This is a genomic window from Telluria sp. ZT3P39 (assembly GCF_059685935.1).
Genome location: NZ_JCASIH010000009.1, coordinates 99,465 through 122,517, shown reverse-complemented (window position 1 = coordinate 122,517; position 23,053 = coordinate 99,465). Strand labels below are relative to the sequence as shown.

Below are 23,053 nucleotides of genomic sequence, written 5' to 3'. Positions count from 1 at the left end.
GGCTGGCTGCCCCCATTGGCGCAAGGGGACCTAGAACAAATCCAGCTGCCCCGCCCCATTCCCACCCTGCTTGACTGGCCTGGCCGGCACCACCAGCGGCTTGCGGAACTGCGAGCCATCGAGCCTGCCGAAACGCCCGCGAAACTCCCCCATCCCCAACCGCTCCACCGCCTTGGTAAAGCGCTGCCGTATCAGGTCGGCCCAGATACCCTCGCCGTGCATGCGCTTGCCGAAATCGCTGTCGTAGTCCTTGCCGCCGCGCAGGTCGCGCACGCGGTTCATCACGCGCTGGGCCCGGTCGGGGAAATGGGCTTGCAGCCATTCCTGGAACAGCGGATTGACCTCGTTCGGCAGCCTCAGCACCACGTAATGCGCGCCGACCGCGCCGGCGTCGCGCGCCGCCTCCAGGATCTTTTCGATCTCCGGCTCGGTGACGAAGGGGATGATCGGCGCCACGCTCACGCTGACCGGGATGCCGGCATCGGTGAGCGTGCGGATCGCGCGCAGGCGGCGCGCCGGGGCGGCCGCGCGCGGCTCGAGCGTGCGCGCGATCTGCGGGTCGAGCGTGGTCAGGGTGATGGCGGCGCAGGCCTGGCCGCGCGCGGCCATCGGAGCGAGCAGGTCGATGTCGCGTTCGATCAGTGCGGACTTGGTGATGAGCCCGACCGGATGCTGGCACTCGCTCAGCACTTCGAGCACCTGGCGCGTCAGGCGCAGCTCGCGCTCGCAGGGCTGGTAGGCGTCGGTGTTGACGCCGAGGGCGATGTGCTCGGGTACATAGCCAGGCTTGGCCAGCTCGCGCCGCAGCAGCTCGGCGGCATTGACCTTGGCGAACAGGCGGGTTTCGAAATCGAGTCCGGGCGACAGGCCGAGATAGCTGTGCGTCGGGCGCGCGAAGCAATAGATGCAGCCGTGCTCGCAACCCCGGTAGGGGTTGAGCGAGACGTTGAAGGGGATGTCCGGCGAGGCATTGCGCGACAGGATGGTCTTGGCGTGTTCGTCGGTGACGACGGTGCGGAAGACGGTGGGACCGTCGTCGTCGCGCTCCCAGCCGTCGTCGAATTCTTCACGGTCATTGACCTCGTACCGGCCCTGCATGTTCGACACGGCGCCCCGCCCCTTGCGCGCCGCGAGCGGGCGCGGGCCGAGCATCGGCTGCTCGTCCACAGGCTGGCGTTGGGTGGGTTGGTCGCGGTCGGGCACGTCGGCTCCATACTGTGTATTTATACAGTATTTTACGCCCAGGCCATTCAGAACTCAAGCGGGGCGCGTGTTGTGGTGTGCATCCGCCACGTACGCGGCCTGCTGCTGCACGAAGCTCTCGAAGGCATCGAGCAGCGGCCGGAACGCGCTACCGTCGCCCTCCAGCTGCCCCAGCGCCAGGGCCGCCGCTTCCAGCGACGACAACTGGTGCGGCGCATGCGCCTTGCGGATGCGGTAGTTCGACGGCGCCACGTCCACCAGCGCCAGCCGGGGCAAGCGCTGCAGGGCCGGGTTCAGGTAGAGCATCTTGCGGCTCTTGCGCCAGGTCGCATCCAGCACGACCAGCCGCGCCCGGTCCGCGTCGAGCGGCACGAAGGGTGGCGGCGCCGGCAGGTTGGTATCGCCCGGCGTTTCCGGATACAACAGCACCGGCACCCGGCCATCCGCATGCAGCAGCGCGCCAAGGTCCGCCGGGCCGAAGGCCTCGCCCACCGCCAGCGTGCTGCCCGCGACACTCAGGTGCAGCAGGCGTGCGCTGTTCTTCGCATTGGCCACTTCCAGCGGATGCTGCAGCACCAGCAGCGCCGCCCGCGCCTCGACGCGCGTGATCCAGCGGCAGATGCAGGCCGATTGCGCGCGCAGGCAGGTGGCGCAGCGTTGGCGCGCCGTGGCGGGCCCGGGCGGCTCCTTGCTCATCCTGTTCCTTCTGTTGTAGACAGCTTCGCATCATAACCGCCCGCGACCAGCTGCGACGGCCCCGTCCAAACATGATCAACTTTGCACGACGCAAAAATTTAGCTCAAGAGTTGGCTAAACGGATATTGCTCTGGTCTCTATGCGTACCTAGAATCAATTTATGCCTTACGGAAATTATTCCGGATCGCATATTCATTCGCACGCAGTCGAGACAGAGTCACCATGCACCCACGCCTCACGCTTCGCAATTTCGCGGCCACCGCCCTCCTCGCCTTAGGCCTGCTCCCCGGTATCGCCGTGCAGCAGGAGTTGCAACTTGACCACAGGATGAACGAGCACATCGTCCAGGTGCCGGCCGGCGCAGAGCAGCGCGCGATGCTCGAGACCACGGTGTTCCAGCCGAACGGCCCGGGCCCCTTCCCGCTCATCATCATCAACCACGGCAAGGATCCCGGCCGCCCGAGCATGCAGCCGCGCGACCGCTTCTATCACATGGCCACCGCCTTCGTGAAACGCGGCTATGCGGTGATGGTGCCGATGCGCCAGGGCTTCGCCAGTTCCACCGGCCGTTACCGCGACCATGGCTGCAACATGACGGCCAACGGTTATGCCCAGGCCGACGACATCGCCGCCACCCTCGCCTATGCGCGCCGGCAGCCCTGGGTCGACGCCGGCCGCATCGTGGTCGCCGGCCAATCCTACGGCGGCCTGGCGACCATTGCCCTCGGCACCCGCGAGCTGCAGGGCGTGCGCGGCCTGATCAACTTCGCCGGCGGCCTGCGCGACGACAGCAACCGCTGCGCATGGCGCTCCGCGCTGGTGTCGGCCTTCGCCGACTATGGCTCCAAGGCGACCCTGCCGACCCTGTGGATGTATGGCCGGAACGATTCCCTGTTCGGCCCCGAGCTGGCGCAGCGCATGCACGCCGCCTTCGAGTCGGCCGGCGGGCGTGGCCGCCTGGTCGAATTCCCGTCCTTCAAGCGCGATTCGCACGGCATGCTGGCCAGCCGCGACGGCGAAAAGATCTGGCTGGCCGACACCATGAACTTCCTGCAGCAGGTCGGCATGCCGACTAAAGTGCTGCACGAGGTGCCCCCGCCCCCTACCCCGGCCCGCACCGGCTTCGCCCGGGTCGACGACGTCGATGCCGTGCCCTTCCTGTCCGAGAACGGCCGCCGCGCCTACCAGGAATACCTGGGCAAGATGACGCCGCGGGCGTTTGCCGTGTCGCCGAGCGGCGCCTGGACCTGGGCCGAGGAAGGCGAAGACCCGGACGGCCGCGCGCTGGCCACTTGCACCGCCAAGAGCACCGAGCCTTGCAGGCTGTATTCGATCGACGATTACGTGGTGTGGAATGGGGATCTCGACCAGGCTGCCGAAGCGGCGGTCACGGCATCGGTGACGCCGGCGCAGAAACTGGACGCGGCCAGCTCGGCGCCGAGCACCTCGATTGGCAGCAACAAGGCCACGAATTAGGTGTTGTAGGGTGGGCGGGTCTTCCCGCCCGCGCGTTCAAATTACCTAAACTAATACGCGCCGTGGTTTGTTGACGTGCGTTGAACGCGCGGGCGGAGAACCCGCCCACCCTACGAAGGGCAGCAGCGTTTGCGACAAAGCGCAAACCGCCCCCCTCCCCGAGATCCGACAATGGCCCTGACGCCATTTCCGGAGAATGTCATGGTTCGCATCGTTCATGCCCTGCTTGCACTGGCCGCAATCGGCGCCTGCGCGCCGGCGACCGCGGCCAACAACTATCCCGTGATCCTGGTCCACGGCTTCCTCGGCTTCGGCCCCGACACCTTCGAGCACAGCGGCTTCAATTACTGGGGCGGCTATGGCGACATCGCCTCGCACATGCAGGTCTACCGCGGCCCGCGCACGGTGTTCGCGGCGGTGGTCGGGCCGGTCAGCTCGAACTGGGACCGCGCGGCCGACCTGTACGCGCAGATCAAGGGCGGCTGCGTCGACTATGGCGCGGCCCATGTGCGCCGCTACGGCACGCCCGGCCAGCAGCAGCGGCCCGCCGGAAAATGCTGGGCCGCCGACCCCAGGAACAACCCGCAGGGCTACCCGCTGGCGCTCTATCCGGCCTGGGACGAGCAGCATCCGATCCACCTGATCGGCCACAGCCAGGGCGGCACCACGATCCGCGCGCTGGTCGAATTGCTGGAACACGGCTCGCCCGAGATCGAGGGCGGCCACACGCTCTACGCAGGCGGCAAGACCGGCTGGGTGCGCAGCGTGACGACGATCGCGGCGCCGCACAACGGCACCACCTATGCCGACGCGGTAATGAGCGCCAATCCCGCCCTGAGCACGCCCTTGCAGGAGGCCTTGCGGCACCGCTGGGCGCAGTGGGAGCTCTCGCCCGACGGCGCGCGCGGCTTCAACCTGTGGGCGCGCACTTCGCCCGATATCTATTACTACTCGGTGGGCACGGTGGCGACCGAAGCCGGCAGCTGGTGCTGCAACGGCACCGACCGCGCCGTGGCGCCGGTGCAGACGGTCTCGAACCAGTATGCGCGCCAGGACATGATCCCCGTCTTCAAGGGCACGGCCGGCGAATGGATCGTGCCGTCGAACTTCCAGCATGGCCTGGGCGGCTATACCCAGGCCGCGCCGGGCCGGGTGCAGATCGGCAGCGAGTGGTTCCCGAACGATGGGGTGGTCAATACGGTGAGCATGCGCGCGCCCTTCGGGCACCCGGTGCGCGACTACGACGGGCGCTCGGTGAAGGGGGCGTGGAATTACCTGGGGGAGTACCGGGGGTATGACCACTTCGATATTCTCAACTGGCCTAACGGCGGGCCGTCGGCCAACCCCTTGTATGAGCGGGTGAGCGATATCATTTTTGGCTTGTGACCGGGCTGGACGGGCGCCTGCTTCCGTGGTCAGTGCACACTGCGCAAACTGCGCGCCAGATCCGACAAGCGATACGGCTTGCTCACGAACGTGAAATCCCCCAGCTTGTGCTGGTCCAGCTTGAGCGCCGGTTGCGGGTAGCCCGAGGCCAGCATCACCTTGACGCTTGGGTAGTTCTCGCGCGTGTATTCGGCCAGCTCGATACCGTTCGGGCCACCCGGCATGACGATGTCGGTAAATAAAATGTCGACGTCGCGGCTGGCCAGCAGGTTCATCGCGTCCTGGCCGTTGGCCGCGGTCATCACCTCGTAGCCCATGCTCATGAAGAGGGCCGAGGCCACGTCCAGCAAATCGATCTCGTCCTCGACGATCAGCACCGTTTCGGAGTCGCCATGCGCCGCCTGTTCGCGCTCGAGCGTGGCGACGGCCGGCAGGTAGATCGTGATCGAGGTACCGCGGCCTTCGGTGCTCTGGATGACCACCTCGCCGCCCGACTGCTTGATGAAGCCGTACACCTGCGACAGCCCCAGGCCCGTGCCCTTGCCCATTTCCTTGGTCGTGTAGAAGGGCTCGAAGGCGCGCTGCACGGTTTCGGGCGACATGCCGGTGCCGGTATCGGTGACCGAAATGCAGACGTAGGAGCCGGGCTCCAGCCCCGGGACTTCGCCCTCGCACAAGGTGACCGGCGCCGTGTCCAGGGTCAGCCGGCCGCCCTCGGGCATGGCGTCGCGCGCATTCACCACCAGGTTGAGCAGCGCCGATTCGAAGCGGGCGGCGTCCACCACCGCGCTGCCGGCCTGCGGGTCGAGGTTCAGCTCGAACTCCATGCCCGAATGCGCGGCGCGGCGCAGCACCGATTCGAAACCGGAGATGACGCGGTTGATGCTGCGCGTCTCCGGCTGCAGCGGCTGCTGGCGCGCGAAGGCCAGCAGCTGCTGGGTCAGGGTGGCGCCGCGGTCGATCGCGCGGCGCATGCTGTCGAGGGTCTTGGCCTCGGCGCCGCTGTGGCGGCTCATGCCCAGCACTTCGAGGCCGCTGGAGAGCACCGACAGCAGGTTGTTGAAGTCGTGCGCGATGCCGCCGGTGAGCTGGCCGATCGATTCCATCTTCTGCGACTGGAACAGTGCGAGCTGGGCCTGTTCCAGCGCTTCGGCGGCCAGCTTCTTTTCGGTCAGGTCGCGCGTGATCTTGGCAAAGCCCATCAACTGGCCGTCGTCGCCGTGGATGGCGTCGATGATGACGTGGGCCCAGAAACGGGTGCCGTCCTTGCGCACGCGCCAGCCTTCGGCCTCGTAGCGCCCGACCGTGGCGGCGGTCGACAGCGCGCGCACCGGCATGCCGGCCCCGCGGTCTTCGGGGGTATAGAAACGCGAGAAATGGCTGCCCACGGCTTCATCGTAGCTGTAGCCCTTGATGCGCTCGGCCCCGACGTTCCAGTTCGAGACCACGCCTTCGGGCGAGAGCATGTAGATCGCGTAGTCGGTCACGCCCTGCACCAGCAGGCGGAAGCGCTGCTCGCTCTCGCGCAGCGCGTCCTCGGCCAGCTTGCGCTGGGTGACGTCGCGCGTGATCTTGGCAAAGCCCAGCAGGTCCTGGTGCTCGTCGTAGATCGGGTCGATCACCACGTGGGCCCAGAAGCGGGTGCCGTCCTTGCGCACGCGCCAGCCCTCGGCTTCGTACTTGCCGTGCTGGAGGGCCTGCGCAAGCGCGCGCGCCGGGAGGCCGCTGGCACGGTCTTCGGGGGTGTAGAAGCGCGAGAAGTGCTCGTTGAGGATCTCGTGCGGCTTGTAGCCCTTGAAGCGCTGGGCGCCCGCATTCCAGCTGTTGACGTGGCCGGCCGGGTCGATCATGTAGATCGCGTAATCGCTGATGCCGGCGATCAGGTACTGGAACCGTTGCTCCTCTGTCAGAGAGGGCTTGGCAGGTTGGTGCGTGTTCATGTGCCGGGCACTTCCATATTTATTGCAGCAAATGTCTTATCATATCGCTCTTGGGCAATATTCTCCGCACGCCTGGCTCGTCTATGCAAGAAATTATTGGACAAGCGGCCAGCTTGCCGGTGGATTCGCCGGAATTGACGCTACAATGCCAAACTGTAACGCCCACGCCCTTTTCGTTCGCATATGACCCAGGCCTCCCCCGACATCCTCGACCTCCGCTCCTGCGCCAACGAGCCGATCCGCACGCCCGGAAGCATCCAGCCGCACGGCTTCATGCTGACGCTCTCGCCCGGCCCCGCCCTGACGGTGCTGCAAGCCAGCGCCAACCTCGGGCACTGGACCGGAATGGCCGCAGACGACGCCGCGGGCGCCGCGCTCGCGCAGGTGGTGGGCGAGGCGACCGCCGCCCTGCTCAGGTCCGCACTCGACGCCGGCAAACTGGCTTCGCGCCCGGCCTATATCGGCACGGTCGATGGCGCCAATGGCGTCCATTTCGACGTGCTGGCGCATGCCTGGGACGGCCTGGTCATCCTCGAGTTCGAACATGTGGGACGTCCCGGCGCAGCCGACTTCCGCCACCTGTATCCGCTGATCGGCGACTTCCTGCTCAAGGTGAACCAGTCGGCATCGATTCCGTCCCTGTCCGAACTGGCCGCGCGCCACGTGCGCGCAGTGACCGGCTACGGCCGCGTGATGGTCTACCAGTTCGACCCGGATGGCCATGGCCATGTGGTGGCCGAATCAAAAGAAGACGATTACGATTCGTACATGGGCCAGCACTTCCCGGCCAGCGACATCCCGGGCCAGGCGCGCGCGCTGTACACGCTCTCGCCGATCCGCGTGATCCAGGACGCCAACTACGTCGCCGCGCCGCTGGTGCCCGAACTGAACCCCACCAGCGGCGAGCGCAACGACCTGTCGTTCGCGGCGCTGCGCAGCGTCTCGCCGGTGCACCTGCAATACATGCGCAACATGGGCACGCTGGCCTCGATGTCGGTCTCGCTGATCGTCAAGGGCAAGCTGTGGGGCCTGATTTCCTGCCATAACGCCACGCCTTGCCCGGTCCCGGTCGAGGAGCGCACCGCCTGCGAGCAGCTGGGACAGATCCTGGCGCTGTGCATCGAGTCGCGTGAAGACGCCAGCGAACTGCAGTTCCGCCTCGAGGTACGCCGGATCATGGTCGAGGTGCTCGGCCACCTCACCAAAGGCGCCGACTTCCTCGAGAACATGAGCTCCGTGTTTCCCGAGCTGCTGCGCTTCGGGCGCGCCGGCGGCGTGGCCATCGTGGTCGACGACCGCGTACTGAGCTATGGTGACACCCCGGCCGAGCCGCAGATTCGTGCGCTGGCCGGCTGGCTGGCGGCGCAGGGCCATTCCGGGGTGTTCCATACCGATCACCTGATGGGCGAGTATCCGCCGGCGGCAAGCATGGTCCGCAACGCCAGCGGCCTGCTGGCGCTGCCGATCTCGCGCATCCACCAGCACTACCTGCTGTGGTTCCGCCCGGAAGTGGTGCAGACCATCGAATGGGCCGGCAACCCGTATGAAAAGGAGGCCACCGCGACGGCGGCGACTGCCGGCAGCCCTGCCCAGCTGACGCCGCGCCTGAGCTTCCACTCCTGGCGCGAGACCATCCATGGCCGCAGCCAGCCGTGGCATGTGGCCGAAGTCGAGCTGACCGAAGAATTCCGCACCGCGCTGCTGGGCATTGCGCTCGAGCGCGCCGAGCAGATGGCCGAACTGGCCGAGGAGCTGGGCCGCGCCAACAAGGAGCTCGAGGCCTTCTCGTACTCGGTCTCGCACGATTTGCGCGCGCCGCTGCGCCACATCGTCGGATTCTCCGACCTCCTGATCGAATCAAGCGGCGTGGAAGACCCGGTGCGGCGCCAGCGCTTCCTGAAGAACATCAAGGAATCGGCGCGCCTGGCCGGCAAGCTGGTGGACGACCTGCTGTCGTTCTCGCAGATGGGCCGTGCCGCACTGCGCCCGACCAGGGTCGACATGAACGACCTGGTGGCCGGCTGCATCGACAAGCTCGGCGTCGAGATGGCGAACCGTAACGTCGACTGGCACATCGAGCGGCTTCCTTCGGTCTGCGCCGACCCGACCTTCCTGCACCTGGCCGTGTTCAACCTGCTCTCGAACGCGGTGAAATTCACCGGCGCGCGCGACCCGGCGATCATCACCATCACCTCCGAAGACGCGGGCAACGAGACCGTGTTCCACATCGCCGACAACGGCGCCGGCTTCAACATGGACTACGTGCACAAGCTGTTCGGCGTCTTCCAGCGCCTGCACCGGATGGAAGACTTCCAGGGCACCGGCATTGGTCTTGCCAACGTGCGCCGCATCATCGAGCGCCACAACGGCCGTGTCTGGGCCAACTCCGTGCAGGGAGAAGGCGCGACCTTCTCGTTCAGTATCCCGAAACACCCAATTATTTGAGGCCCAGATGCTCAAACCCATTCTTCTCGTCGAAGACAACCCGCACGACCTGGAACTGACGCTGATCGCGCTGGCCAAGAGCCAGCTGGCTAACGAAGTCGTGGTCGTACGCGACGGCGCCGAGGCGCTCGACTACCTGCACCGCCGTGGCGAATTCACCCAGCGTGCGGTCGGTAATCCGGCCGTCATCCTGCTCGACCTGAAACTGCCGAAGGTGGACGGGCTCGAGGTGCTCAAGGAAATCCGCAATACCGAGGCGCTCAGGAGCGTCCCCGTGGTCATGCTGACCTCGTCGAAGGAAGAACAGGATGTCTTGCGCAGCTACGAACTGGGCGTGAATGCCTATGTGGTCAAGCCGGTGGATTTCGGTGAATTCGTGCGCGCGATCGCCGACCTTGGCATCTTCTGGGCGGTCCTGAACGAACCGCCCCCGGGCTCGCGCCGCTACATCAAGCCCAAGTGAGCCTGGCCGCCTGATTTGCCGGCGCCCTCGCGCTGGGGGCGCGGACTGCGCAGCAGGTGGCGGATGCGGGCGCTGAGCGCGTCCGGATGATAGGGTTTCTGCAGCAGGTGCACCGAGGCATCCACCTTGCCTTCGTGCGACAGCAGGCCCTCGGCATAGCCCGAGGTGTAGAGCAGCTTGGCGCCGGGCAGGCGCTCGCGCACCACCTCGCCCAGCTGCAGGCTGGTCACGGGACCCGGCATGATCACGTCGGAGAACACCAGGTCGACGTGGCGGCCGCTTTCGATGATGTCGATCGCCGCCGCCGCATCCGGCGCTTCCAGCACTTCGTAGCCCAGCGCCGACAGGATGGCCGAGGTGCAATCGCGCACGGCGTCTTCGTCCTCGACCACCAGGATGGTTTCCAGGCCGCCGGCCAGCGGCTGGCTGGCCACCTGTTCGATATCGGCGGGCGCGGCATCGCTGCGCGGCAGGTAGATGCGCACGCTGGTGCCTTCGCCGATTTCGCTCTCGAGCACGATCTCGCCGCCCGATTGCTTGACAAAACCATAGGCCATCGACAGGCCCAGTCCCGTGCCCTGCCCGGTCGGCTTGGTGGTGAAGAAGGGCTCGAAGGCCCGCAGCAGCACCTCGCGCGGCATGCCCTTGCCGGTATCGGCCACTTCGAGCATCACATAGTCGCCCGGCGGCACTTCCGGCGGCAGCGCGGCGCCGCCATTCGCGTTCGCGGCACGGATGGTCAGGGTGCCGCTGCCGGCCATGGCGTCGCGCGCATTGATGGCCAGGTTCAGCAAGACGTTATTGAGCTGGTCCGGATCGACCGTGGTGCTGCCCAGTCCCGGCTCGATCTCGGTGACCACGCGCGCGCTCGGCCCCAGCACGCGGCGCATCATGTCGTCCATCTGGCGCAGCAGGTGGGCCGGATCGACCACCACCGACTGCAGCGGCTGGCGGCGCGCGAAGGCCAGCAGGTGCGCGGCCAGCTTGGCGCCGCGCTCGACGCCGGTGAGGGCCATGTCCACGCGAGTGCGGGCGCTCTCGTTCAGGTTGCCGACCAGCTTGAGCAGCTGCAGGTTGCCGCCGATGATCTGCAGGACGTTGTTAAAGTCGTGGGCGACGCCGCCGGTAAGCTGGCCGATCGCTTCCATCTTCTGCGCCTGGTGCAGCGCCGACTGGCTGGCCGCCAGCTGCTCCTGGCTCACGCGCAGCGAGGCAAACGCGGCGTCGCGCTCGCGCCGCGCAATGCAGGCATCGCTGTGGTAGCGCACGCGCGCCACCAGCTCGCGCGGGTCCGGCCACTTGACCAGGTAATCGTTGGCGCCCGCGGCAAAGGCACGCGCCTTGACGTCGGCATCGTCTTCGGACGACAGCATGATGACCGCGACGTCCGCGGTGTCGGGATGGGCGCGCAGCAGCGCGGTGACTTCGAAGCCGTCCAGGTCGGGCATGCGCAGGTCGACCAGCACGACGGTGGCGCCTGCCATGCGCGCTACCTCGACGGCGCGCGCGGCACTCGATTCATAGCAGAGGGAATGCCTGACGCATCCCTTCAGTCCGTGAGCAATGATGTCCTGCGCGAAGGGCTCATCGTCGATGAGGAGAATGGAGCAGTCAGGACGATCGTCTATCATTGCGTCATGGTCAGGAATGGAACACGAAATTGCAAAAGGGTAAGCATTAATTCTACAACATGTCTCGTGATTTACGACACAATTCACAGTTTTCAATCGTGCGCCGGGCTCGCCAGCCGGCACTTGTAACTTGCCGCCCCAGCGCCATCTACGGCGCATGCGCAAGCGCCAGCCCGAACCGCCGGAATCCACGCCCCTGCCGGAAGCATCCTGCCCGCTCTGCGGCCGGCTGCTGGGCACGGTCAACATCGACCGCCACCACCTGGTGCCGCGCACCTTCAAGGGCAAGGAACAGTTCCCTATCCACAGGATCTGCCACCGCAAGATCCACTCGGCCTTCACCGAACGCGAGCTGCTGCAGGCCTATCACACCTGGGAAGCGCTGCGCGGCCACGACGAAATCCGCAGCTTCGTCGACTGGGTCGCGAACAAGCCCCCGGGCTTCTATACTCGTACGTATACGTCGAACAAGAAGAAGTTCCGCTGAGGGCCTCCCGGCGGAGACGCCAAACAAAAAGGAGCCTGCCGTATGAGAGGACATCTAACTTTCGCGTTTCTCAGATACGGGAAAGTTAAAAAATGGCACTTCATCTTGTTGGCGAAACGATCGACAAAGCGCGCGCTCACCAGCAAGCTGAGGCAGGCAATCTGGTCCAACTTGTACGCGGCATCTATGTTGACGCCAGTGACAATATTGAACAAACCGTGCTGAAGTACGCCGTCAGGATCGCCCACTATCTGTACAAGAATGCATATCTCTCTGCCGCTAGTGCCATCGCGCCAGGGCCAACCTCGGATGGCCGACTCTTTATTACCGGCCGCCGTGTTCAGCGCACCCGCATCCGATCATTGGAAATCATACAGAATAAGGCTCCGGCAGAACCGTCTGTGGCTCAGGCTATAGTGGATGACGGAATGGGTGAATTTCGAATTGATGTCTCATCGATTCGCCAGCGTTTTCTGGAAGCATTCCGCATACGTAGCGAACACGCATCCTCGATTGACAGCGGCGCACGGGAAGCGATCGCTGCGCGCCTCATTGAAGAATATGGTAGCGCTAAAGACGCCGCTGACGCCGTCTGGGCACTGGCCCGGAGAAATGAATGGTATAAGGAAGGCGAACAGGCCGAACGATTCCTGCTTCGTAATCCGACCTTACTGCCAGTGCGCAATGAAGCAGCACTCAATCTCATCGTGGCCTGGCATGGTCAACCTATCGGTAATTTAAGTGTTCAGTTTCGTGCGATCATTTACCCCGCCGCCGCAGCAGCACCTGCAGACGAACGGCATGGTCGAGCGCTTCAACGGCCGCATCAACGAATTATTGCAGCAGGGCGTCATGGCATCGGCAGGCTGGGACGAGCTGAAGGACCTGGGAGAATGGAAGTCGCGCAACATGGTGGACCGGTACGCGAAGTTTGCGACTGAGAACCTGACGGTCGCGGCGGCGCGGATCGAACAGAGCAAGCAAGGGGGGAACGTGATACGGCTGTCACGTTTGTGTCACCGCCCGAAATGACAAAGGGTTACGCCGAAACGCAACCCTTTGATTATTCTGGCTCCCCGACCTGGACTCGAACCAGGGACCTGCGGATTAACAGTCCGTCGCTCTACCAACTGAGCTATCAGGGAAAAGAGGCCGCATTATAACGGCCCGAAAACGTTTTGACCAGTGCCACGCATAAACGGCGGCATGGGATGCGTGACAGTGCGAGGATTTTGCGGGCCGGCGCGCTGCTACCATCGCAGCTTCGCCACTTCATATCGAGCCTGCCCGTGTCCTTCAAAATCCTTGCCGCCGCCGTCCTGGGCCTGTCCTGCATCGGCGCCGCCGCCGCGCAAACGCCTTGCGCCGGGGAGCCGAACCGCGCCCAGATCATGCAATGGAAAAAGGACGTGGTCGACCGCTTCCAGACGGTGGTGTATCTCGATGCGAACGAGCAGCCGATGAGCGAAGAGGCCTTCCTGCGCTCGCTCTACGAGAAGCACATGGCCTTCAGCATGAGGGACGAGCGGCGCGACGGCAAGCTGGACGGCCGCACGATCAAGCTCCGGCTGCTGCCGGCGATCAACCAGCCGAAGTGCAGCTAAGGGCTCGCCAGGGACCGTCGGTTTTTTGACAAGTGTAAAAAAATCGACAGAAAATAAAAAAGGGCCCGCATCGCTGCGGGCCCTTTTCATGCATTCTGGCTCCCCGACCTGGACTCGAACCAGGGACCTGCGGATTAACAGTCCGTCGCTCTACCAACTGAGCTATCAGGGATTAGAGGCCGCATTATAGCAGTGCTTTTCGATTCCGCGAAGCCCCGGGCTTTCGAAAGGCGAGTTTATTGCAGAAGCTGGCGCTCCACCTGAGCGACGCCGCTGCGTGCCGCCAGCTTTTCCAGGGCCGCCAGCACCAGCTGGGGCTCGGACATCTGGGGAAAATGCGCACTCCCCTTCGCGATCACGCGCTCGCCCAGCGGCGACAGGCGCGCCAACGCTTCCTGGTTGCGCTCGCGCTCGCGCTGGGCGTCGACCGAAGCCATCCACAGCGGCAGGCGCTTGCCGCCCGAGATCACGGTGACGGGAATCGGCGGGAAGGGCGGCGCCTCGGCAATCTCGGCCACGGTCTCGACTTCGTTGCTGATCTCGTCGTTCGGGTCCGGCGGCGACAAACGGTCGAGCAGGCCGGCCGCCGCGCGCTGCAGGCCGGACAGATAGCGCTTCATGTGGAGCACGTCGTCCGGCGCCGTGGCTTCCAGGAAGAGCACGCCGCAAATCTCTTCGGGATAGACGCGGGCAAAGAGGTTCGCATGCAGCCCGCCAAAAGAATGGCCGACCAGCAGGAAAGGCGGCCGGGCCCCGATCTCGCGCAGCAGTGCGCGCAATTGCAGGACGACGGTGGTGCCCAGCTGCGGCTCGCGGGCCCGCGCGCTGGCGCCGACGCCGGGGCGGTCGTACGTGACGACCATACCCAGCTTGGGTAGCTCGGGGAAGAGCCTGTACCACCCTTCCAGTGGGCTGCCGGAGCCGCTGAGCATGACGATGGTCGGGCTCCCCTCCCCTGACAGGGAAAAGCGCAGCACCTGCCCCCCGACCGCGATACTTTTACTCGTTGGTAAGTGCTTCACTATGCAGTTCCAATAAGAATGTATTGACAGACTACTCTCTGCGCATAGAAAAGCAACTACCGATGAGCAACTACGCAAAAAAACAAAAAGGTCGCACCGTGAAGTGTGGCCTTTTCGCATATCGGCGCGCGCGGCTGCGCCAAAACCCTGTATGGCGCAGGGGCTGGGGTAGATGCCAGGAGCGGCTCAGCGGGAAAGCGCCAAGACTACCGCGCCGGCGCGAGGACCGGAAATGACAAAGGGCTGCGTTTGCACGCAGCCCTTCGAATATTCTGGCTCCCCGACCTGGACTCGAACCAGGGACCTGCGGATTAACAGTCCGTCGCTCTACCAACTGAGCTATCAGGGAATTGATGGCAGCATTATATGTTTGCAAGGACACGTTGTCAAATTCACCGCGTGCAGCACAAGCATTCCTGCCAGTCTTCGAAATCGAAACGAATCAATTCCGAAGACCAAGATTTTAAAGAACTTTCGCCACGGCGTCAACGACGCGGTCGAGGTTGGTCGAGTTCAGCGCGGCGATGCAGATGCGGCCGGTGTCCACGGCATAGATCGACTGCTCGCGCAGCTTGCCGACCTGCTCTTTGGTCAGGCCCGAATACGAGAACATGCCGACCTGCCTGCGCACGAACTCGAAGTCGTGCCCTGGCGCCTTGTCTTTCAGTTTCTCGACGAAGGCGCCGCGCATTTCGCGGATGCGCACGCGCATGCCGGCCAGCTCGTCTTCCCACAGCTGGCGCAGTTCCGGCGTGGACAGCACCATGGCGACCGCCTTGGCGGCGTGGGTCGGCGGGTTCGAGTAGTTGGTGCGGACCACGCGCTTGAGCTGCGACAGCACGCGCGCGGCTTCATCAAAGCTGGTGGCGACGATCGAGAGCGCGCCGACGCGCTCGCCGTACAGCGAGAACGACTTCGAGAACGAGTTCGACACCAGGAACGGCATGCCGGTGTCGGCGAAGCGGCGCACCACGGCGCCATCCTCGGTAATGCCCGCGCCAAAGCCCTGGTAGGCCATGTCGAGGAAAGGCACCAGGCCCTGGTCGGCCACGACATCGATCACCTGGCCCCACTGGCCCTGCGTCAGGTCGGCGCCGGTCGGATTGTGGCAGCAGGCATGCAGCACGACGATGGAGCCGCGCGGCATGGCCTTCAGGGAGGCCAGCATGCCCTCGACGTCGACGCCATGGGTGGCGGCATCGTAATAGGTGTAGTTGTTGACCACGAAGCCGGCGCTCTCGAACAGCGCGCGGTGGTTTTCCCAGCTCGGATCGCTGATGTAGACCTCGGACCCGGGCGAGAAACGCTGGAGGAAGTCGGCGCCCAGCTTGAGCGCGCCGGTGCCGCCGATGGCCTGCACGGTAATCGCGCGTTTCTCTTGAATAAGCGCGCTGTCGGCCCCAAATACCAGCTCCTGCACCGCCTTGTCGTACGCTGCCAGCCCTTCGATCGGCAGGTAGGTACGCGGGGACTTCTGCTCCATCAGCTTCGCCTCGGCCACTTGCACGCACTGCAGCAAAGGAACCTTGCCGTTGTCGTCGTAATAGACGCCGACCCCCAGGTTGATCTTGGCCGGATTGGTGTCGGCATTGAATGCTTCGGTAATGCCCAGGATCGGGTCGCGCGGGGCCATGTCAATGGCGCCGAAGAGGCTGGCGGAGGCTGTGGAAGTCATCGTGATAAACTGAGTTTGTCGGTGGGTTCGCAGCAATTGTATAGACAGCGACGCTACTGCAATAACTGTGCTGCAGTGCCGCAAGCGGATTCTCATTCTAGCAAAGGTCTGAAAGTATGGCTGATTTATCCATCGCAAATGCCCCGGAACCGACGATCATTACTTATCCCGGGTCGCCGTTCAAGCTGCACCAGCCATTCGAACCGGCCGGCGACCAGCCGACCGCGATCGCCGGACTCATCGAAGGCATCAACGACGGCCTGATGTACCAGACGCTGCTGGGCGTAACGGGCTCCGGCAAAACCTACACGATGGCCAACGTGATCGCCCAGGCGGGCCGTCCGGCGATCGTGTTCGCGCCAAATAAAACCCTGGCTGCCCAGCTGTATTCGGAGTTCCGCGAATTCTTCCCGCAAAACGCGGTGGAATACTTCGTGTCCTACTACGATTACTACCAGCCGGAAGCCTATGTGCCGCAGCGCGACCTGTTCATCGAAAAGGACTCGTCGATCAACGAGCACATCGAGCAGATGCGCCTGTCGTGCACCAAGTCGCTGATGGAACGGCGCGACGTGGTCATCGTGGCCACCGTCTCGGCCATCTACGGTATCGGTAACCCGAACGAATACCACAAGATGATCCTGACGCTGCGCCATAAAGACAAGGTGGCCCAGCGCGACATCATCGCGCGCCTGATCCAGATGCAGTACACCCGCAACGAGATGGATTTCTCGCGCGGCTCCTTCCGCGTGCGCGGCGACACCATCGACATCTTCCCGGCGGAGCACGCCGAACTCGCGATCCGCGTCGAGATGTTCGACGACGAGATCGAATCCCTGCAGCTGTTCGACCCGCTCACGGGCCGCGTGCGCCAGAAGATCCCGCGCTTCACGGTCTACCCGGGCTCGCACTACGTCACGGCGCGCGGCACGGTGCTCAAAGCGGTCGAATCGATCAAGGCCGAACTGCGCGACCGCCTCGAAGAATTCCGCCAGCAGAACAAGCTGATCGAAGAGCAGCGCCTGGAACAGCGCACCCGTTTCGATCTCGAGATGCTGGCCGAAATCGGCTTCACCAAGGGCATCGAGAACTATTCGCGCCACCTGTCCGGCTCGATGCCGGGCGAGCCGCCGCCAACGCTCATCGACTACCTGCCGAAAGACGCCCTGATGTTCATGGACGAGTCGCACGTGATGATCGGCCAGCTCAACGCGATGTACAACGGCGACCGTTCGCGCAAGGTCAACCTGGTCGATTTCGGCTTCCGCCTGCCTTCCGCCCTGGACAACCGGCCCTTGAAATTCGAGGAATTCGAAAAGAAGATGCGCCAGACCGTGTTCGTCTCGGCCACCCCGGCCGATTACGAAAAGGGCAAGGCCGACAACGTGGTCGAGCAGGTGGTGCGCCCGACCGGCCTGGTCGACCCGCTGATCTTCGTGCGCCCTGCCAGAACGCAGGTCGACGATCTGATGGGCGAGATCAACGACCGCATCGCCAAGGACGAGCGCGTGCTGGTCACGACACTCACCAAGCGCATGGCCGAACAGCTGACCGAATACCTGGGCGACCACGGCATCAAGGTGCGCTACCTGCACAGCGATATCGAGACCGTCGAGCGCGTGGAAATCCTGCGCGACCTGCGCCTGGGCACTTTCGACGTGCTGGTCGGGATCAACCTGCTGCGCGAGGGCCTGGACTTGCCCGAGGTGTCGCTGGTGGCCGTGCTCGACGCCGACAAGGAAGGCTTCCTGCGTTCGGAGCGCTCGCTGATCCAGACCATCGGCCGCGCCGCGCGTAACCTGAACGGCGTCGCGATCCTGTACGGCGACCAGGTCACCGATTCGATGCGCCGCGCGATCGACGAAACCGAGCGCCGCCGCGCCAAGCAGATCGCCTTCAACCTCGAGAACGGCATCACGCCGGTGGGCGTGAAGAAGAAGATCAAGGAGATGATCGACGGCGTCTACAGCAATGCCGCCCAGCGCAGCATGCTCGAGGGCGCGCAGGACGCCGCAGAAACGGCGAAGGTCGAATCCATGAGCGAGAAGCAGATCAGCAAGGAGATCAAGCGCCTCGAAAAACTCATGGTGGACCACGCCAAGAACCTCGAGTTCGAGAAGGCGGCCCAGGTGCGCGACCAGCTGCATGTGCTCAAGCAGCAGGCGTTCGGGGCGCCGGGGGCCGATAACGTGGTGTCGATGCTGGGGAAGTGAGGCTGTGAAGGCGGTCGCGCTCCGGTATCGACAACCTGAAACACCAGGCCGCAGCCTGCTAACCAGGCTCCCGCACTTCCGCCAGGATCCGCAGCAGTTCCGTTAAATCCGCCGGCTTCACCAGGTGCCGGTCGAACCCCGCCTCACGCGCCCGTTCGCGGTCTTCGCTCTGGCCGTAGCCGGTCAGCGCCACCAGGACCGCACCCGCGGTGTCGCCGGAGGCGCGCAGGCGGCGCGCCAGCTCGTGGCCGTCCATGTCGGGCAGGCCGATATCGAGCAGCATGACCTCGGGGCGCTCGCGCTGGGCGCGCGCGAAGCCGCCGGTGCCGTCGTACTCGACGCTGACCGCATGGCCGTGGGCTTCGAGCAAGGTGGCGAGCATCTGCGCCGCATCCTCGTTGTCGTCGACCACCAGCACGCGCACCGCGCCGCTTGCCGCTTGCGCGGCGGCTGGCGCAGGCGGCTCGATCGCGGCGGCATTCTGCTGCAGCGGCAGGCGCACCACGAATTCGCTGCCCTGCCCCAGGCCCTCGCTGTGCGCCGAGACGCGCCCGCCGTGCAGCGAGACCAGGCTCTTGACCAGGGCCAGGCCGATGCCGAGCCCGCCCTGCGAGCGGTCCGGCGTGCGTTCGGCCTGCGTGAACAGGTCGAAGATATAGGGCAGCATCTGCGGATCGATGCCCTGCCCGCTGTCGCGCACCGCGATCACGGCCTCTTCGCCCTCGGCCGTCACGCGCAGGACCAGCTTGCCGGCGACCGGCGTGTACTTGGCGGCGTTGTTCAGGATGTTCGACACCACCTGCACCAGGCGCGTGCGGTCGCCCGCCACGTGCAGCGGCTGCTCCCACAGCTCGACCTTCAGCTCCTGGCGCTTGGCGTCGAGCAGCGGGCGCACCTGTTCGATGGCTCCCTGCACGACCCCGGTCACGTCCAGTTCGTCCTTCTCGATGGTCACCAGCCCGCGCGTGACGCGCGAGACGTCCAGCAAATCGTTGACCAGGTCGGTCATGTGCTCGGCCTGGCGCGCAATGATGGCGCTGGCGTGGCGCGCGCGGTCCGGGTCGAGCTGGCCACGCTGCAGAAGCTGGGCCGCGGTGGTGATCGGCGCCAGCGGGTTGCGCAGCTCGTGCGCCAGCATCGCGAGGAACTGGTCCTTCTGGCGGTTGGCCGCGCGCAGTTCGTCTTCCACGCGCTTGCGGGCTGTGACGTCGCTGCCTTCCACGAAGATACCCGCCACCTTGCCCGCGGCGTCGCGGATCGGCTGATACACGAAGTCGACAAACAGCTCTTCGAGCGGCCCATTGGTTTCGCGCTGCACGCGTAGCGGCACCGCATGCCCTACGAAAGGCTGGCCCGACCTGTAGACCTGGTCGAGCAGCTCGAAAAAGCCCTGCCCCTCGATCTCGGGGATCGCCTCGCGCGCCGGCTTGCCGATCAGGTCGAAGCGGCCGATGAGCTGCATGTAGGATTGGTTGGTGATCTCGAAGATGTGGTCGGGGCCGCGCAACACGGCAATGATGCCGGGCGCCTGCTCGAACAGGGTCATGAGGCGCTGGTTTTCTTCTTCGCGGTAGCGCTCGGCCAGCACCTCGGCGGTCGTCTCCACGCAGGCGCAGAACATCCCGGCCACGCTGCCGTCCTCGTCGCGCACCGGCGAATACGAGAAGCGGAACCAGGTGTCTTCGTCGTAGCCGTGACGGTTCATGCGCAGGGGCAGCCGGTCCATGTAGGTCGCCTCGCCCTTGAGCGCATGCACGATCAGCGGATGGATGTCGTCCCAGATCTCGGCCCAGACCGCATGGAACCTTGCCCCCAGCGCAGCCGGGTGCTTCTCGCCGAGGATCATGGCGTAAGCATCGTTGTACAGGAAGCCGAGCTCCGGCCCCCATGCGACGAACATCGGGAACTTCGCGTTGAGCATCAGGCCGACGGTCGTGCGCAGCGCCTGCGGCCAGTCGCGCGGATGTCCCAGGTGTGAAGAAGACCAGTCGTGCGCCCGCATCATGGCCCCCATCTGGCCGCCCCCGCTCAGGAAGGGCAGCCATTCGGAAGGTGTTGCATGTTCCTGTTTCATGCGATGTCTGGTCTTGGTGAATGTTGCAATATACCTGGAGGAAGTTTGCCAGAGTTAGCCCGTTTTACACCACACCGCAGAGCCCTACAGCGTCTTGACGAACTCGCGGATACCACCAAGCAGCATCTCGACCGACATCGCGGTGAGGATCAGGCCCATCAGGCGCTCGAAGGCCGTCATGACCTGTGGTCCGAGCTTTTGCTGCAGGCGCTCGGCGCTCAGGAAGACCGCCAGCCAGACGACGGCTACCGCCGCCAGCGCCGCCACATGCACCAGGGTTTCGGACAGGGAACCGGAACTGAACAGCAGCACGGTTGCCAGCGCCGAAGGTCCTGCCAGCGCGGGAATGGCGAGCGGCACGATGAAGGGCTCGCCGCCATGCTCGCTGCGGCCCAGCACGCCGTCCGGGTGCGGGAAGATCATGCGGATCGCGATGATCAGGAGAATGACCGCGCCGCCGATGCGCAGCGCGACCGGGCTCAGGTGCAGCGCGGCCAGGAAGTGCTGGCCGAAGAACATGAATACCAGCAGCAGCAGGAAGGCGATGGCGCACTCGCGCACGACGATGCGCGGGCGGCGCTGGACCGGCGTGTCCTTCAGTGCCGCGGCGAACAGCGGAACGTTGCCGAACGGGTCGGTGACGAGGATCAGCAGGATGAAGGTCTGGAAGAAGCTCTGGGTCATAGGAATATTATTGTTGAGTACCCTAAAAAAGGACGAGACGATCTTAGCAGAGATACATCACTCGCGCTCCATCCGAGCGGAAAATGGTGGGCTCGAGCAGAAATGAAAAGCGGGGAAGGCTTGCGCGCTTCCCCGCTCCGTGCAGTGCCGTTTGACAGGCTGCAGATTACTTCTCGAACTTCTTCATCCACGCCGACAGCTGGTGCGGACGCAGGCCGTCGTAGTCTTCGAACGGCTGGTGGATCCACGGGTTGTGCGGCAGGTCTTCCAGGTGGTAGTCCGGCTTGAAGCTCGAGGTGCCCTTGACCCACAACACGGCCGAACGCACTTCGGACACGTCCGGGTAGTTCGACTGCAGGTGCTCGCGCACTTTCTGCAGGGTCACGCCGGAGTCGGCCAGGTCATCGACCAGCAGGATGCGGCCGGCCAGCGGGCCCTTGGTCATCGTCATGTACTTGGCGATGTCCAGGTTGCCCTGCTTGGTACCCGACTCTTCGCGGTAGGAGCTGGTCGACAGGATCGCCAGCGGCACATCGAAGATGCGCGAGATGACGTCGCCAGGACGCACGCCGCCGCGCGCCAGGCACAGCACCATGTCGAACTTCCAGTTCGATTCATAGACTTGCAGGGCAAGGCGCTCGACCATGCGGTTGTATTCGTCCCACGAAACCCAGAGGTCCTTGTCGGTCGATGCAGGGGTATTCATTTCAGGCTATTCCTATGCTCTTATGGTTGTATCAGGCTGCGAACGGATGGCGCAGCACGATCGTCTCTTCGCGGTCCGGACCGGTCGACACCATGTCGATCGGCACGCCCACCAGCTCTTCGATGCGCTTGATGTAGGCACGGGCGTTGGCCGGCAGCTCTTCCATCGACCTGGCGCCGACGGTCGATTCGGTCCAGCCCGGCATCTCTTCGTAGACCGGCACGCACAGGGCGGCTTCTTCGGCGCCGACCGGGAAGATGTCGACATCGCGGCCGTCGATCTTGTAGCCGGTGCACAGCTTGAGCGATTCGATACCATCGAGCACGTCGAGCTTGGTCAGGCACATGCCCGACACGCCGTTGATCTGGACCGAGCGGCGCAGCAGCGCGGCGTCGAACCAGCCGCAGCGGCGGGCGCGGCCGGTCACGGTGCCGAATTCATGGCCGACGCGCGACAGGTGCTCGCCGACGCCTGCATCGGTCGGCAGTTCGGCCGGGAACGGGCCCGAGCCGACGCGGGTGGTGTAGGCCTTGGTGATGCCCATGATGTAGTGCAGCATGCCAGGACCGACGCCGGCGCCGGCGGCGGCGTTGCCGGCCACGCAGTTCGACGAGGTGACGAACGGATAGGTGCCGTGGTCGACGTCGAGCAGCGAGCCTTGCGCGCCTTCGAACAGCAGGCTGCCGCCGGCCTTGTGGGCAGCGTACAGTGCCGACGAGACATCGCCGACCATCGGGCGCAGGCGCGGGACCAGGGCCATCGCGTCGTCGTAGGTTTGCTGGAAGTCGACTGCTTCGGCGCCCAGGTAATTGGTCAGCACGAAGTTGTGGTAATCGAGGTTTTCCTTGAGCTTCTCGGCGAAGCGCTCGGCGTTGAGCATGTCGGCGATGCGAATCGCCCGGCGCGCGACCTTGTCTTCGTAGGCCGGGCCGATGCCCTTGCCGGTGGTGCCGATCTTGTTCTCGCCGCGCTTGGCTTCGCGCGCCTTGTCGATGGCGACGTGGTAAGGCAGGATGACCGGGCAGGCTTCCGAGATCTTCAGGCGCGACACGACTTCGACCCCGGCCGCGGCCAGCTTGTCGATTTCGCGCAGCACGTCCGGGACCGACACGACCACGCCGTTGCCGATGTAGCAGGCCACGCCTTCGCGCATGATGCCCGACGGGATCAGCTGCAGCGCGGTTTTCTGGCCCTTGATCACGAGCGTGTGGCCCGCGTTATGGCCGCCCTGGAAACGGACGACGCCGGCCGCATGGTCGGTCAGCCAATCGACGATCTTACCCTTGCCCTCATCGCCCCACTGGGTGCCGATGACAACGACGTTCTTTGCCACGTTAGTATTTGACAT

At 64.8% G+C, this 23,053-nt stretch carries 18 protein-coding genes and 3 tRNA genes; 8 read left to right on the top strand and 13 right to left on the bottom strand.

From position 1 onward, the window contains the following. Positions 1-30: 30 nt before the first annotated feature. Both AC56LR_RS11520 and AC56LR_RS11515 read right to left on the bottom strand, forming a co-directional pair. Positions 31-1,152 (bottom strand): PA0069 family radical SAM protein, encoded by a 1,122-nt coding sequence (locus AC56LR_RS11520; RefSeq protein ID WP_497130500.1) that lies wholly within the window; start codon positions 1,150-1,152, stop codon positions 31-33. Between the two features lie 105 nt (positions 1,153-1,257). After that, entirely contained in the window at positions 1,258-1,899 is a 642-nt protein-coding gene (locus tag AC56LR_RS11515) for a tRNA-uridine aminocarboxypropyltransferase (protein WP_497130433.1), read from the bottom strand. A 222-nt stretch (positions 1,900-2,121) separates the two neighbouring features. Between AC56LR_RS11515 and AC56LR_RS11510 the strand changes: the two genes are divergently transcribed. Both AC56LR_RS11510 and AC56LR_RS11505 read left to right on the top strand, forming a co-directional pair. Further along, positions 2,122-3,375 carry a dienelactone hydrolase family protein gene (locus tag AC56LR_RS11510; RefSeq protein WP_497130432.1) on the top strand — a complete coding sequence of 418 codons (1,254 nt, stop codon included), beginning with the start codon at positions 2,122-2,124 and terminating at the stop codon, positions 3,373-3,375. A gap of 201 nt (positions 3,376-3,576) precedes the next feature. Further along, positions 3,577-4,761, top strand: a complete 1,185-nt coding sequence (locus AC56LR_RS11505) for an esterase/lipase family protein (RefSeq protein ID WP_497130430.1) — start codon at positions 3,577-3,579, stop codon at positions 4,759-4,761. 29 nt (positions 4,762-4,790) lie between these two features. On the opposite strand, the gene AC56LR_RS11500 is transcribed toward AC56LR_RS11505, so the two are convergent. Continuing rightward, positions 4,791-6,701, bottom strand: a complete 1,911-nt coding sequence (locus AC56LR_RS11500; protein ID WP_497130428.1) for a hybrid sensor histidine kinase/response regulator — start codon at positions 6,699-6,701, stop codon at positions 4,791-4,793. A gap of 183 nt (positions 6,702-6,884) precedes the next feature. Here AC56LR_RS11500 and AC56LR_RS11495 point away from each other — a divergent pair, with 183 nt between their 5' ends. Both AC56LR_RS11495 and AC56LR_RS11490 read left to right on the top strand, forming a co-directional pair. After that, complete coding sequence (locus AC56LR_RS11495) at positions 6,885-9,146, top strand: ATP-binding protein (RefSeq protein ID WP_497130426.1); 2,262 nt, start codon at positions 6,885-6,887, stop codon at positions 9,144-9,146. Positions 9,147-9,153: 7 nt separating this feature from the next. Further along, a complete protein-coding gene (locus tag AC56LR_RS11490) occupies positions 9,154-9,609 on the top strand; it encodes a response regulator (protein ID WP_497130424.1) in 456 nt (151 codons plus the stop codon). On the opposite strand, the gene AC56LR_RS11485 is transcribed toward AC56LR_RS11490, so the two are convergent. Beyond that, positions 9,591-11,240, bottom strand: coding sequence for a response regulator (locus tag AC56LR_RS11485; RefSeq protein ID WP_497130422.1), 1,650 nt, complete (start codon positions 11,238-11,240; stop codon positions 9,591-9,593). The genes AC56LR_RS11490 and AC56LR_RS11485 overlap by 19 nt on opposite strands. 157 nt (positions 11,241-11,397) lie before the next feature. On the opposite strand from AC56LR_RS11485, the gene AC56LR_RS11480 reads away from it, so the two are divergent. Continuing rightward, complete coding sequence (locus AC56LR_RS11480) at positions 11,398-11,727, top strand: hypothetical protein (RefSeq protein ID WP_497130420.1); 330 nt, start codon at positions 11,398-11,400, stop codon at positions 11,725-11,727. A gap of 92 nt (positions 11,728-11,819) precedes the next feature. Beyond that, complete coding sequence (locus tag AC56LR_RS11475) at positions 11,820-12,668, top strand: hypothetical protein (protein ID WP_497130502.1); 849 nt, start codon at positions 11,820-11,822, stop codon at positions 12,666-12,668. Positions 12,669-12,796: 128 nt separating this feature from the next. On the opposite strand, the gene AC56LR_RS11470 is transcribed toward AC56LR_RS11475, so the two are convergent. After that, positions 12,797-12,872: transfer RNA gene (locus AC56LR_RS11470), tRNA-Asn, on the bottom strand. A 144-nt stretch (positions 12,873-13,016) separates the two neighbouring features. Between AC56LR_RS11470 and AC56LR_RS11465 the strand changes: the two genes are divergently transcribed. Beyond that, complete coding sequence (locus AC56LR_RS11465; RefSeq protein ID WP_497130418.1) at positions 13,017-13,331, top strand: hypothetical protein; 315 nt, start codon at positions 13,017-13,019, stop codon at positions 13,329-13,331. 96 nt (positions 13,332-13,427) lie between these two features. Here the strand turns inward: AC56LR_RS11465 and AC56LR_RS11460 are convergent. The 4 genes from AC56LR_RS11460 to AC56LR_RS11445 all read right to left on the bottom strand — a co-directional run bounded on the left by AC56LR_RS11460 (position 13,428) and on the right by AC56LR_RS11445 (position 16,028). Continuing rightward, a tRNA-Asn gene (locus AC56LR_RS11460) sits at positions 13,428-13,503 on the bottom strand. Between the two features lie 64 nt (positions 13,504-13,567). Further along, positions 13,568-14,353 carry an alpha/beta fold hydrolase gene (locus AC56LR_RS11455; protein ID WP_497130416.1) on the bottom strand — a complete coding sequence of 262 codons (786 nt, stop codon included), beginning with the start codon at positions 14,351-14,353 and terminating at the stop codon, positions 13,568-13,570. A 273-nt stretch (positions 14,354-14,626) separates the two neighbouring features. Beyond that, positions 14,627-14,702 (bottom strand) — tRNA-Asn (locus AC56LR_RS11450). A gap of 114 nt (positions 14,703-14,816) precedes the next feature. Then, on the bottom strand, positions 14,817-16,028 hold the full coding sequence (locus tag AC56LR_RS11445) for an amino acid aminotransferase (protein ID WP_497130415.1): 1,212 nt from the start codon (positions 16,026-16,028) through the stop codon (positions 14,817-14,819). Positions 16,029-16,144: 116 nt separating this feature from the next. On the opposite strand from AC56LR_RS11445, the gene uvrB reads away from it, so the two are divergent. Beyond that, positions 16,145-18,241: an excinuclease ABC subunit UvrB gene (gene uvrB, locus AC56LR_RS11440; RefSeq protein WP_497130413.1), complete on the top strand. Its 2,097-nt coding sequence runs from the start codon at positions 16,145-16,147 to the stop codon at positions 18,239-18,241. Positions 18,242-18,299: 58 nt separating this feature from the next. On the opposite strand, the gene AC56LR_RS11435 is transcribed toward uvrB, so the two are convergent. The 4 genes from AC56LR_RS11435 to AC56LR_RS11420 form a co-directional block, all read right to left on the bottom strand. Further along, on the bottom strand, positions 18,300-20,315 hold the full coding sequence (locus AC56LR_RS11435; protein WP_497130411.1) for a hybrid sensor histidine kinase/response regulator: 2,016 nt from the start codon (positions 20,313-20,315) through the stop codon (positions 18,300-18,302). Between the two features lie 84 nt (positions 20,316-20,399). Continuing rightward, on the bottom strand, positions 20,400-20,999 hold the full coding sequence (locus AC56LR_RS11430) for a MarC family protein (RefSeq protein WP_497130410.1): 600 nt from the start codon (positions 20,997-20,999) through the stop codon (positions 20,400-20,402). A 166-nt stretch (positions 21,000-21,165) separates the two neighbouring features. Further along, the gene (locus AC56LR_RS11425; protein ID WP_171081460.1) at positions 21,166-21,705 is read right to left on the bottom strand and encodes a phosphoribosyltransferase; all 540 of its coding nucleotides are present in this window, start codon (positions 21,703-21,705) and stop codon (positions 21,166-21,168) included. A 31-nt stretch (positions 21,706-21,736) separates the two neighbouring features. Then, positions 21,737-23,053: an adenylosuccinate synthase gene (locus tag AC56LR_RS11420; RefSeq protein ID WP_497130408.1), complete on the bottom strand. Its 1,317-nt coding sequence runs from the start codon at positions 23,051-23,053 to the stop codon at positions 21,737-21,739.

Coding starts and splice junctions, on each gene's coding strand:
- AC56LR_RS11520 (WP_497130500.1), bottom strand. CDS start 1,152: ATGCTCGGCCCGCGCCCGCTCGCGGCGCGCAAGGGGCGGGGCGCCGTG.
- AC56LR_RS11515 (WP_497130433.1), bottom strand. CDS start 1,899: ATGAGCAAGGAGCCGCCCGGGCCCGCCACGGCGCGCCAACGCTGCGCC.
- AC56LR_RS11510 (WP_497130432.1), top strand. CDS start 2,122: ATGCACCCACGCCTCACGCTTCGCAATTTCGCGGCCACCGCCCTCCTC.
- AC56LR_RS11505 (WP_497130430.1), top strand. CDS start 3,577: ATGGTTCGCATCGTTCATGCCCTGCTTGCACTGGCCGCAATCGGCGCC.
- AC56LR_RS11500 (WP_497130428.1), bottom strand. CDS start 6,701: ATGAACACGCACCAACCTGCCAAGCCCTCTCTGACAGAGGAGCAACGG.
- AC56LR_RS11495 (WP_497130426.1), top strand. CDS start 6,885: ATGACCCAGGCCTCCCCCGACATCCTCGACCTCCGCTCCTGCGCCAAC.
- AC56LR_RS11490 (WP_497130424.1), top strand. CDS start 9,154: ATGCTCAAACCCATTCTTCTCGTCGAAGACAACCCGCACGACCTGGAA.
- AC56LR_RS11485 (WP_497130422.1), bottom strand. CDS start 11,240: ATGATAGACGATCGTCCTGACTGCTCCATTCTCCTCATCGACGATGAG.
- AC56LR_RS11480 (WP_497130420.1), top strand. CDS start 11,398: ATGCGCAAGCGCCAGCCCGAACCGCCGGAATCCACGCCCCTGCCGGAA.
- AC56LR_RS11475 (WP_497130502.1), top strand. CDS start 11,820: ATGGCACTTCATCTTGTTGGCGAAACGATCGACAAAGCGCGCGCTCAC.
- AC56LR_RS11445 (WP_497130415.1), bottom strand. CDS start 16,028: ATGACTTCCACAGCCTCCGCCAGCCTCTTCGGCGCCATTGACATGGCC.
- uvrB (WP_497130413.1), top strand. CDS start 16,145: ATGGCTGATTTATCCATCGCAAATGCCCCGGAACCGACGATCATTACT.
- AC56LR_RS11435 (WP_497130411.1), bottom strand. CDS start 20,315: ATGAAACAGGAACATGCAACACCTTCCGAATGGCTGCCCTTCCTGAGC.
- AC56LR_RS11430 (WP_497130410.1), bottom strand. CDS start 20,999: ATGACCCAGAGCTTCTTCCAGACCTTCATCCTGCTGATCCTCGTCACC.
- AC56LR_RS11425 (WP_171081460.1), bottom strand. CDS start 21,705: ATGAATACCCCTGCATCGACCGACAAGGACCTCTGGGTTTCGTGGGAC.
- AC56LR_RS11420 (WP_497130408.1), bottom strand. CDS start 23,053: ATGTCAAATACTAACGTGGCAAAGAACGTCGTTGTCATCGGCACCCAG.